This is a genomic window from Blautia sp. HCN-1074, assembly GCF_037890165.1.
In the GTDB taxonomy this organism is placed as follows: Bacteria; Bacillota; Clostridia; order Lachnospirales; family Lachnospiraceae; genus Blautia_A.
On sequence record NZ_JBBKBP010000015.1, the window covers coordinates 38,465 to 50,555 of the forward strand.

Genomic DNA, 12,091 nt, shown 5'->3' on the forward strand with positions numbered 1-12,091 from the left:
GATTATGAAAGGTTCACATAGAATCATTGTAGAATCCAGAAAAGTGAAATATGATTTTGTAATTCATAGGAATATTACAATCATTACTGGTGACAGTGGATCAGGTAAGACTGTTTTAATTGATCTTATACATGATTATGGAAGATATGGTGCGGACAGCGGTGTATTTCTTTCCTGTGACTGCCCCTGTAAAGTGATTGATAGTGAGGATTGGGAAAGAAAGATAGAAGAAACAACAGGAAGCATTATTTTTATTGATGAAGGAAATCGCTTCCTCGTTTCAAAGAAGTTTGCACAGCTTGTGCAGGGATCTGATAATTACTTTGTACTGGCTACAAGAGAAAAGCTTCCGGCATTGCCATATAGTGTAAGTGAAATATATGGATTTCGCAAATCTGGAAAATTTCATGATGCGAAACAGAAATATAATGAGATTTATCATTTGTATGGTGAAATATCAGAGGAAAAGAATATCAATCCGAAACTTGTAATAACAGAGGATTCCAATTCTGGATTTGAATTTTTTAAAGAAATGTCCAGACAGAAGGGTGTGAACTGTTTTTCTGCTAGTGGGAAGTCAAATATCATCAGACAGTTGGAACAGAGAACGAATGAAGAGGGTACAATTTTGGTCATCGTAGATGGAGCTGCATTTGGTTCAGAGATGAAAGATATCAGTGAATGCATTAAAACACAGGGAAACATTGTACTCTATGCACCAGAATCTTTTGAGTGGTTGTTACTTTCAACAAAGGAAATACCGGAAGTAAAAGTAGAAACAATACTTCAGAATCCAGAAGAATATATAGACAGTAAAGAGTATGTCAGTTGGGAACGATATTTTACAGATTTATTGATAGAAAGTACCAGTAAGAATTTTATATGGGCATATTCGAAGAAAAGGCTTACAAAGGCGTACTTTGCTCCAAGAATAGTGAATGCGGTAAAAACAATCATGAAATTGGTAGACTGGGAAAAATCATTCTGAAAAGTCAGAAAAAAGCTTTTATTATCGTATTACGTGATATAGAAATGCCGAAATGAATGATATGCAAAATCCTGCTGATAAGGAGTAATAGATGACAATGGATGTTTCACTTGTAATTGGTGGTTTAAAAGGAATTTTAGAAAATTTATGTGATAATTATTCGGATAGTATTATTGGGCAAGCGGCAAGTACATCTCGTGATTATTTGAAAAATAGAAATGTTGACTCTAAAATTAATGAGGCTGCTTCTTGTTTAACAGGATTGAAATGTAGAGATAACACATTATTTTTGAGCGATTTGCAAGCGGCATTTTCTAAAGACAATCTGCGAGCGATTTTAAAAGAAATTCGAAAAGATGATGCTTTTGATATGGAAGAAGCATTGAGACAAAAATTAAATGATTTATGTGAGGCATATTATGTTGATAATGCTGATAAGATAATTGATTCATTGGTGCAAATGTTTTTTGAACTTACAGCAATGAATAATCCTGAATTGGAAGGAAGATTATTTTTTAATAGGCTTTCACGTAAGCAAGAAGAATTAAAGACTCTACTAACTACTGGACTATCGGAAATTAAAAATGAACTGAGTTCTATATCTGGAGTTTCTTATGGATTAAGAAAATCAGATTATGAACATGTTCATATAGAAAATGGAACAGTGATTGGTGATGCCAAGGATTTGTTCACGTGGAACCTAAAATTTTATCAGACGGATGGGTTGTTTGGTAGCAATGAAAAACGGAAAGCCGAAGTTATAGGATTAACAAAACATTGGAAGGAAGAACGTGAGTTATATCCGGGATGGTATATTGCCCCAGTAGCTAAAAGAGAAATATTAGCGTCATATACCAGAGATGAATCATTATTGTGGAAGACAGCTGAACTGTCCATGCAAGAAAAAATAGATTTTGCATTTGAATTAGTATGGAGACATGAAACAGGATTTATTGTGTTTTCACAAATACTGCAGAACCATATTTTTGAACTGTGGAAAGAGTATAAAGATAAAGGCGACTGGTCAGCTCAGGATAAGAACGAAAAATGGTTTTACATTGGTCAATCACTATTGCGTGAATATAGAGAAGACATGAATTGGAATTCGTGGCAAAAAGTATTCGATGTGATGAAAAAAAGTGCTGTAATAATGGAAACCGGAAATGAAGAACTTGAAATGGAATTCATAGTTCATCTCTTTTATAAAATGCAAATATCTGATGTTCGAGATAAAATACAACAGTTTTCCTGTGAAGATAATAGGTATGCATTGCGTTTGAATAAGGTTGGTCTAATGGCAGAATGTGGTCTGCTTGAAAGTGCATATTCAGAATTGAAAACACTCATTGCTGAACTAGAAGAATCCATTGATAGCATGCCAAAAGAAAAAAATAAGGATTTTGTACAATGCGGATCTATTTTATCTGATGCATACGAACTTTTAGCATTTGTAATTCAAGGACTTCATCCATTTGATAAAAATGAGGAGCTTCATGTAGCATGGAATGGAATAGAAGATTATTCTCGATTTTTTGATTTCGAGAAGGAAAAAAACCAATGGAATAATTATTTGTATAATTACTACTGTAAGCACAAGGAAGAACCTTTTGAGATAAATCGAGAAATAAGAACAATCACATGGGGGAGCAATGGATTTGGAGAAATCTATAGTTTTTATAGAGTATTGGCAAGAATTGCAATGCCGCTGCATATTGGTATGACAAGACTTCTTTCACATCGGGAAATAGAATTTATTAACGCACTATTTATCAATACTCCGTCATTGGGATTTTTCATGTGTATGAGATCAGGAAATGACAAAGTAGTTAAATCTATTATTTCACGTAAAAATTGTATCAGTGCCGGTTTTGATATTTGTAGAAAATTATTTGATTATGCATTTAAATGTATCGAACAAAATATCGAAAGTATCAGCGTAAATACTGCAAGAGGTAATGCGTATACTCATTTGCTGAATAATGGGTTGGAAATACTTAGAAGATTAGTTTCGGTAGCTTCTTTAGTTCAGCAAAAAAAATTATTGACACTGATGTGCAAGTTAATTGATACAGATATTGTGCGTGAATACCGTGTAATGGATAAATGGATTTATCAGATTCTTTGTATCATAGATGAAAATATTAAATCACAGTATTTAAACGAAATATTATTATCTTCAACAAAAAACAGAACACATATAGGTGAGGATAGATCAACCGATCCTTTTGATGTGATTTCTGCCAGTACCCTTGCAAAAAAATACTATGAAAAAGCAAATATAGATTCGACTATTATAGATGATTTGATAAAATGTGCTAGTGAATCGGATGAAGATTATTGGGCGATTATTCCGCGTTTAAACAAATTAAGAGAATGGTCTCTATTATCAGCTGAACAATTGGCGGATTTACGCGAATTAATTTGGAAAAATGTAAATGAAGACACAGGACTTCCGAATTTTAAGGAATACTACGCCGCAGCCTTTTTGAAGTGGCCAAGTCCAGAGGGAAGAGATGTTAAGACCCTTGTACGAAACTATATTATGGATAATAAGTTTTATGATAATCTGAAATCCAGAGGACTTGAATCAGTTACGATGGGCGAGGCAAGAATATTTGCAGAACTTCAGTGTATGAATTATTTGTGCCCTGATTTATTGGAAATTGCGGATATCGAAATCATCCTTAACAGATTTATTGAGTACTGGGAAATCGGTAGGAGCGGATTTGATAATAATGAGCATAGGGATTTTTATTATGATGAGTTTTATGATAGATATCAAGCACTGGAGCGTGTAATCGGTAGCTTTTCATTTGAAATAGATCGGATGGATTCTGATTTAGTAGTGAAGTTACTGAAAATACTTGATGAAATGAGCGAATATGGGATTAATACTTTAAAATCAAGAGCTCTTTTGTTTAGGAAAGAAAGAATCGAAGCTGAATTAGGAGAAAGCATTATTGATCAATTCTATAGTGATGATAAGAATAAAATAGCAGATGCGACGAATGCTGCTGAATATATTATTTTGAAGTGGCCGGAATTAGATATAGCAAAAAAATTGTTGATCGAGCAAATAAGACTTATAAGATATGGGAAACAGCCTGGATTACAGATGTTTTATATTTCTATACATAATTTGGCATATATGGGGGTGCTTGATTTATCAGATGAAATTCTTATGCCATTAGATAAGGCTTTATTAGAGTGTGCAGAGCATACGGCTTATGAAAAAATAAAGGAATGTACAGAAAAAGAGATAAAATCTACAATAAATCTTCGTTCCGCATGTGCAAGAACTGCTTTTCAAATAGATAAGTGTATTTCGGAAAAACCAGATGCACCGGTATTGAAAGGCATTGAAAAATGGAAGGAAATATGTATTGGAAGATTGTCAAACAATGAATTTGTAGAGGTTAAGAGACAGTGGCTTTTATAGATTAGAGGATTATATGCTAATAGACAAGATTGCTTTATTGTATCTCCGAGACGGAAAGATTCTGAGTTTCAGAAGTAGAGGAAAAGACATATATTACAATCCCGAAGGAAAAGAGAAGGCACAGAAACAGATATGCAGATACTGGCGCGATATAGCGATATTGGAAGATACAGTAAAGTTGAAGCACAGGCACATTATCATCAGGAAGGAATCACTATGTGGATAACCTGGTATATGGCTAAGTTTGCTCGTGAGTCTAGATACCAGGAAATAGAAGTGGAGTATTATGACTTTAACTGGAAAAAACAGCGCCAGAAATTGTCAGGATGGACGGTACAGATCTGTTAGCTGAAATTAATTATTTGTCCGGAAAGATTATATAACATGGAAATAGATGTGTTACGGAATTATGTACGATTCTGGACCGAGAATATGGTATCAGTACGGACCGGAAGATGTAAAGCAGCAGTATAAAGAATATCTGCAAAGTGTACTTCGAAACTATTAGTTCTGGCAGCAGAAAAAAATTATTCTGAAAAGTCAGAAAAAACCTTTTCTATTATCGTATTACATGGTATACTGAATACCGAAATGAATGATATGCAAAATAGGATTTTATGCGTCAAGTGTTCGGTGAATGGGGAGTTGTCACTGAAACGAAAAGTGCGTCTTACGGTATATTATCCGCACCCGTTGCAAACAATATAAGAGGATATCTCATATTGTGTTAGGGAATGTTTTCGACATACATTCTATCACAATTGGAGATATCCTTTTTAATTTGGTCAAAAGGATAATCTCCATTTCAAAAATACAAAGGAGGTTATTTTTTAATGGTTGACAAACTGAAAATTGAGCAGGCAGTCCGTCTGCTTCTGGAAGGTATCGGTGAAGATATCACACGGGAAGGTCTGATTGATACTCCTGACAGGATTGCCCGTATGTGTGAAGAAATTTACGGAGGTCTTGGCCATGAAGCGGACCAGCACCTGTTGAAGCAGTTTCCTGTAGAGAATAATGAAATCGTACTGGAAAAAGACATCACCTTTTACTCCATGTGTGAGCATCACCTGATGCCTTTTTATGGAAAAGCTCATCTTGCATACATCCCCAACGGCAAAGTTACCGGTTTAAGTAAACTGGCACGTACAGTAGAGGTTTATTCCAGAAGACCACAGATTCAGGAACGCCTTACTGTTCAGATTGCAGATGCTTTAGAGCGTACTCTGGATCCAAAAGGAATTATGGTAATGCTGGAAGCGGAACATACCTGTATGACCATGCGCGGAATAAAAAAACCAGGAAGCAAAACAATCACTACTGTAACCCGTGGTGCATTTACAGAAGATAAGGAACTGCAGAAAATGTTCCTTTCTATGGTAAAAGGATGAATAACAATTTTTCAGATATGGATCGTGTCAATCAGATCTGGAGGCACCCGGTTTATCAGGAACATTATAAAAAAATACAGGAACTTGAGAGTGAACGGATCTTCTGCCGTCATACTCCTGAACATTTTCTGGATGTTGCACGGTTGATGTACATTTATGCACTGGAGGAACATCTGGAGCTGCCCAAAGAGCTTATCTATGCAGCAGCACTTCTTCATGATATCGGACGTGCCCAGCAATATCAGTACAACATTCCCCATGATATTGCAGGAGTAGAAATCGCAAGGGAAATTCTGACAGATCTGCACTTTACAGAGAAGGAAAAAGAACTGATTCTGTCTTCCATTGGACATCACCGAAAAGGAGATTCCTGCAGTATGCTGACAGCACTTCTTTATAAAGCGGATAAGCAGTCCAGAAATTGTTTTTTATGTTCCGCAGCTTCTGAATGCTATTGGTCTGATGATAAAAAAAATATGAAAATTGAATACTGATCTTCTTTATAAGCACAAAAGAAAGGATGGGCTTTGCTCATGAAAATTGGGAACCGTTTTTTTGACACTAAGAATCATACTTACATAATGGGAATTTTAAATGTTACCCCTGATTCCTTTTCAGATGGCGGCAAATGGAATCATATGGATGAAGCTTTGAAACATACAGAGGCAATGATTGCTGATGGTGCAGATGTTATTGATATCGGAGGCGAATCTACACGTCCCGGTCATACTCCTGTCAGTGCTGATGAGGAAGCACAGAGAGTTCTTCCTGTTATTGAAGCGGTCAAAAAACATTTTGACATTCCTGTTTCTGTAGATACTTTTAAGAGCAGTGTTGCTGAAAGCTCTATCCAGGCAGGAGCTGACCTGGTTAACGATATCTGGGGATTAAAATATGATCCGAAAATGGCAGCTGTGATCGCAAAATATGATGTGGCCTGTTGTCTGATGCACAACAAATCTAATACAGAATATCAAAATTTTGTCATTGATATGCTCGCTGAAACACAGGAATGTGTTAATCTTGCAAGACAGGCTGGAATTAAAGATGAAAAAATCATGCTTGACCCGGGAATTGGTTTTGGAAAAACATTTGAAATGAATCTGGAAGCAATGAATCACCTGGAGCTTTTTCAGAATCTGGGATTTCCGGTTCTCCTTGGTACATCACGCAAATCCATGATAGGACTGGCGTTGGAGCTTCCGGTAGATCAGCGCGTAGAGGGGACTTTGGCTACCAGTGTAATTGGCGTAATGAAAGGATGCTCTTTTGTCCGTGTCCACGATGTTAAAGAAAATAAGCGTGTGATTCAGATGACAGAAGCAATCCTGGGACGCAGATAAATTACTGGCACAAAACAGATGGTAAATATAAATAACATACAGAAAGGCTTTACTGTTATGGATGAGACCAGATTAGATAAAATAGAAATTAAAGAGCTGGAGGTTTTTGCAAACCATGGTGTATATCCCGAAGAAAATGTTCTGGGACAGAAATTTGTTATTTCTGCCACGCTTTTTACCAGAACACGTCTGGCGGGATTAACCGATGAGTTGTCTGCCTCCATAAACTATGGCGAAGTCAGCCATATGATCACTGATTTCACCAGAAAACATACTTATAAACTTCTGGAATCTCTTGCAGAGAATCTTGCAGAAATGCTTCTTTGCTCTCTTTCCGGACTTGAAAAAATCACTCTGAAGATCGAAAAGCCCTGGGCACCGGTTGGTCTTCCTCTGAAAACCGTATCTGTGGAAATTACGCGGAAATGGCATACTGCTTACATTGCTTTTGGCTCTAATATGGGTGATAAAAAGATGTATATAGACAATGGAATCCGTGGTCTGGCAGAGACAAAAGGATGCCGCATAGAGGCAATTTCCGATTATCTTATCACAGAACCTTACGGAGTTACTGATCAGGATGAATTTTTAAATGGAGTCCTGAAAATGCGGACACTTCTTACTCCTGAGGAATTGCTTGTGCGACTGCATCAGTTAGAACAGGAGGCAAACAGAGAACGTATCATCCACTGGGGACCGAGGACACTGGATCTGGATATCTTGTTCTATGATCAGGAAATCATTGATATGCCAGATCTTCATATTCCCCATATTGATCTGCACAACCGAGATTTCGTTCTTGTACCAATGAGTCAGATTGCTCCGTATCTGCGACATCCTGTATTAAATCAGACCATTTCACAGCTTCTGGACAGCCTTCTGAACAAATCTGAAAATACTGCAAAATACCGTTAGAAGCCTTTACAAAAAGTTCAAAAACCAAAGCCGAAATTCTGGCGTTTCTTGAGAGCGCATAAATAGTTAATGCCATCATTCGCAGCATGTGATTGATGGCGCGTGTTGGTTTGAGTAGGAAAACATGAGAAGTTAGCATAGAAAAAGAGCCTCTTTTGGGCTCTTTTTCTATGTTAAGAATACAGGTATCGAAATCAAACTGTAATATTAGCAAGACCGTAATTGAAAAACGACAGTTTCATAAGGTTTGAGTGAGAGAACTTCACCATGGAAAGTAATCGTGCTTTCTTCATAATTGGAAATAATTACAGGGGTATCTGACTGTAATTCTACCTCTGTTTCTTTATATGCAAATTCCTGTGTCTCTTTCGAGAAGTTGTGCACAGCCATCCAGGTTTCACCCTGATAGCTTCTGGTATATGCGATCACTGGTCCTTTTTCCGGACAGCAGAGCTTGAAATCTCCATGAGCCATTACCGGATGTTCTTTACGCAGAGCAATCAGTTTCTGATAAAATCTGAAAACAGAGTTGTCATCTTTCATCTGGCTGGCGGCGTTGATTTCCTTATAGTTTGGATTCACGCCAATCCATGGTTTATGCGTTGAGAAGCCTGCATATAAGCTGTCGTCCCACTGTACAGGAGTTCTTGCGTTGTCACGGCTGATACTCTGGGATTCAGCCAGTGATTCTTCCGGGGAAGAACCCTGCTCGATCATGGTCTTATAATAATTGCGGGTATCAATATCGTCATAGTCCTCAATTGAAGGATAAGCAACATTGGTCATTCCAAATTCTTCACCCTGGAAAACAAACGGAGTACCAGGAAGCGTATGAAGATAAGCTGCCAGCATCTTGGCAGATTTTTCCCAGTATTCCTTGTCGTTTCCATAAAGAGAAACCTGGCGTGGTTTGTCATGATTGCTTAAGAATCTTGCCCACCATCCGTCTTTTTTCAGAACTTCGTAATCTTTCTTAAGGTCACGTTTCATTTTCTCCGGTGACCAGGTCTGAATTTCTACGATCGGAGAAACAAAAGGAATGGACATATTAAATTCTTTGCTTGCAGCACTGGAATAATTGATGGCATCCTGTTCATTGTTAATGTTGACTTCTCCGACTGTCATCAGGTTATCCGGAGCCATGGTTTCAGCTACCATTTCCCGGATGTAGCGATGGGTTCCTTCCAGATTCACGCATGCTACGGTACCGATTGGCTCATTCATATCTGCACGTCCGTCCAGACCTTTATCCAGATAGCTGATGGCATCAATGCGGTATCCGTCAACACCTTTCTCGTTCCAGAAACGGATAATATCAAAAATTTTCTCTTTGGTTTCCGGGTTATCCCAGTTCAGATCCGGCTGTTCTTTGGCAAAGAAATGAAGATAGTACTGTCCTCTTTCCGGGACATATTCCCAGGCGCTTCCGCCAAAAACAGACATCCAGCAGTTTGGAGCACCACCGTCCGGCGCAGGGTCACGCCAGATATAGTAATCACTGTAAGGGTTATTACGGGATTTCTTTGATTCCTGGAACCATACGTGTTTATCAGAAGAATGGTTCAAAACCAGATCCATAATGATGGCGATTCCACGCTCATGTGCACCATCGCGAAAAGCTTCCCAGTCCTCCATGGTTCCGAATTCTTCCATAATTGAGAAATAATCGGAAATGTCATAACCGTTATCTACATTTGGAGAAGCATAAACAGGGGACATCCATACAGCATTGATTCCAAGCTCTTTCAGATAATCCAGCTTCTCGATCATTCCCTTTAAATCACCGATTCCATCGTTATTTCCATCTTTAAAACTTCTCGGATAAATCTGGTAGATTACCAGATCCTTATACCAGTCTTTTTCGTGTTTCATAAAAGTATCCTTTCGTCAGGCATACCAACAAGTTAATTCAAGAAATCAACTTGTTGGTATACTAATTGCATAAATAAGTTCTGAAAATATTATATGATATTGTGCAAAAAAACGCAAGGCGGTATTTGAGAGGAGAACAGGGCGGAATTGCTCTGATGGATCATACAGGATGGTTTTATGAACCTGAAGCTATCGGTATGGAAACAGCGTGGAATAAAATTCATTATAATCCGATCTTCGGAGAAGCGAAAGAATGGGATTTTGCAGGATATACGCCACAGGTAGTTGTTGTTGCAATCGGACAGAATGATAACCATCCGGATGATTATATGAAAGAAGACTATCATAGTGAAAAATCCATAAACCTGCGCTTCGTGCCAGAATGATTCTGGATGGAGATGAAACAAATGTAATACTCCTGGATGCAAACACCGATCAAACGTATAACAGATATGCTTTTTTTATTAATGCAGAGAAGCTTCAGCTTTATCTTTAAAATCATTTCTAAACATCAATGCAGCCCCGGCAATAAATACAAAACAGATTACCCATGTAACCGGTTCGCAAATGCAAACGGCAATATAGCCTTTTACCGGTACGATCCAGAAAGCAAAGATAACTTTACCGATCAGTTCCAGAACACTGCAAAGCAGAGGCGAAAGCTGATGGCGCATTCCCTGGAGAGCATTTCGCATAATAACGAGAAATGACATCGGTGGGAACATGGCAGTACTGATTCGGACATAAAGAAGAGCATTGTCAATGACTGTCGGATTGGTACTTCCTGTGATCAACCGTACGGCATAAGGTGCGATAAAGATTGAGAAAGCAACTGCGATCAGCCACCAGATGAGGTAAAGACCGAAAGCAACTTTCACCCCGCCCCAGATACGGGAACGCTTGCCGGCACCGTAGTTCTGGCTGGAAAAGGTTGCAGTGCTGGTCGAAAGGGCAGTTCCCGGCATCATAAAAAGCTCTGCCAATCTGCGGCCGCCTACCTGGGCTGCTATGTATACATTTCCTAAAGCGTTAATGCTGCTCTGTAAAATAACACTTCCTATACTAAACACGGCGTTCATCAGTGCCATGCTCATTCCGGTAACAAACATTTCCATTACAAATCCAGAAGATACATGCAGATCCTCACGTTTCATATGAAGTTGAGGATAATTTTTCAGTATATAGAAAGAGCAAAGGATAACGCTGATAGCCTGTGCCAGAATAGTAGCGGTAGCTGCACCCTGCACACCGAAGTGTAATGGCCCCATAAACAAGACATCCAGAATCACATTAATTACACTGCTGACGATCAGGAAAATCAGCGGCGTGATACTGTTTCCAATCGCGCGCAGAAGTCCGGATTCCGTATTGTAAATCATGGTCAGCGGAATTCCTGCCAGAATTACAGTGATATAACTCATGGCGCCGGCAAAAGTGTCCTCTGGTGTCTGAAGAACCCGAAGGAGCGGATACCGGAAAATAAGGAATCCGGCAGTCATTATAACTGCGACTGCAAATGATAAAATGATCATCCAGCAGGCGGATGTTCTCATTTCATCCATCTTGCCGCTTCCAAAACAACGGCTGACAGGGAGTGAAAGACCGTTGGTTAATCCAATACAGAAGGAAGTGATCAGACTGTAAAGGGCAGCAGTGGCCCCAATCTGAGCTAATGCATCGTCACCGAGTAAATGCCCGGCAATCGCAGTATCGGCGAGGTTATAAACCTGCTGAAGAACACACCCGACAAAAATGGGGAAAGCAAATGAAAGCAGAAGCCTGGCAATGTTTCCGTCTGTCATGTCAAGGACACGACTCTTTTGAGTTGATTTAGACATAGGTAGTACTCCTTAATAATAGTGTTCATCCCTGATTAGAATAGGTGGATAACACATTAGAGAATAATGATATTTAGTTAAGACTGTTATAAGTCAGGATAACATATTGCATAATTCTGATATTACAAACGAATTATAATGCCAGCAGAAATTATTGTAAAGACAGTTTGCTTGTTAAAATGTGCAAAGTATTAACAGGCTGTCGCTTTGGATTGTGTATAAAAAATAATTGTGATAAAATAGGCGCGTAAAAGTGGACTAGTATGGCTCACGCTAATTAGCGTGAGTCATACTAGATGATGACG

9 protein-coding genes, 1 pseudogene and 1 riboswitch are annotated in these 12,091 nt (G+C 38.5%); of the genes and pseudogenes, 8 read left to right on the forward strand and 2 right to left on the reverse strand.

All coding sequences use genetic code 11. From position 1 onward, the window contains the following. The first annotated feature begins 4 nt into the window (after window positions 1-4). From WKT11_RS12810 to folK, 7 genes and pseudogenes are all read left to right on the forward strand, one after another. On the forward strand, window positions 5-988 hold the full coding sequence (locus WKT11_RS12810) for an ATP-binding protein (protein WP_055150941.1): 984 nt from the start codon (window positions 5-7) through the stop codon (window positions 986-988). A gap of 91 nt (window positions 989-1,079) precedes the next feature. Continuing rightward, entirely contained in the window at window positions 1,080-4,427 is a 3,348-nt protein-coding gene (locus WKT11_RS12815) for a hypothetical protein (RefSeq protein ID WP_340284792.1), read from the forward strand. 249 nt (window positions 4,428-4,676) lie between these two features. After that, window positions 4,677-4,810 (forward strand): annotated as a pseudogene (locus WKT11_RS12820) (peptide deformylase); the annotation flags it as partial. 218 nt (window positions 4,811-5,028) lie between these two features. Then, a riboswitch (THF riboswitch) is annotated at window positions 5,029-5,125 on the forward strand. Between the two features lie 135 nt (window positions 5,126-5,260). Then, window positions 5,261-5,818, forward strand: coding sequence for a GTP cyclohydrolase I FolE (folE, locus tag WKT11_RS12825; RefSeq protein ID WP_026648569.1), 558 nt, complete (start codon window positions 5,261-5,263; stop codon window positions 5,816-5,818). Beyond that, window positions 5,815-6,312, forward strand: a complete 498-nt coding sequence (locus WKT11_RS12830; RefSeq protein ID WP_118247327.1) for an HD domain-containing protein — start codon at window positions 5,815-5,817, stop codon at window positions 6,310-6,312. The genes folE and WKT11_RS12830 overlap by 4 nt, the downstream gene beginning before the upstream one ends. A gap of 39 nt (window positions 6,313-6,351) precedes the next feature. Then, window positions 6,352-7,161 carry a dihydropteroate synthase gene (gene folP, locus WKT11_RS12835; RefSeq protein WP_118247326.1) on the forward strand — a complete coding sequence of 270 codons (810 nt, stop codon included), beginning with the start codon at window positions 6,352-6,354 and terminating at the stop codon, window positions 7,159-7,161. 18 nt (window positions 7,162-7,179) lie between these two features. Further along, a complete protein-coding gene (gene folK, locus WKT11_RS12840) occupies window positions 7,180-8,076 on the forward strand; it encodes a 2-amino-4-hydroxy-6-hydroxymethyldihydropteridine diphosphokinase (RefSeq protein WP_340284801.1) in 897 nt (298 codons plus the stop codon). 207 nt (window positions 8,077-8,283) lie between these two features. Here the strand turns inward: folK and WKT11_RS12845 are convergent, their stop codons facing one another. Beyond that, the gene (locus WKT11_RS12845; RefSeq protein WP_118247325.1) at window positions 8,284-9,948 is read right to left on the reverse strand and encodes a glycoside hydrolase family 13 protein; all 1,665 of its coding nucleotides are present in this window, start codon (window positions 9,946-9,948) and stop codon (window positions 8,284-8,286) included. Window positions 9,949-10,049: 101 nt separating this feature from the next. Between WKT11_RS12845 and WKT11_RS12850 the strand changes: the two genes are divergently transcribed. Further along, window positions 10,050-10,334, forward strand: coding sequence for a hypothetical protein (locus tag WKT11_RS12850; protein ID WP_340284804.1), 285 nt, complete (start codon window positions 10,050-10,052; stop codon window positions 10,332-10,334). Window positions 10,335-10,412: 78 nt separating this feature from the next. Here the strand turns inward: WKT11_RS12850 and WKT11_RS12855 are convergent, their stop codons facing one another. Next, window positions 10,413-11,786 carry an MATE family efflux transporter gene (locus tag WKT11_RS12855; protein WP_118247323.1) on the reverse strand — a complete coding sequence of 458 codons (1,374 nt, stop codon included), beginning with the start codon at window positions 11,784-11,786 and terminating at the stop codon, window positions 10,413-10,415. Window positions 11,787-12,091: the final 305 nt, after the last annotated feature.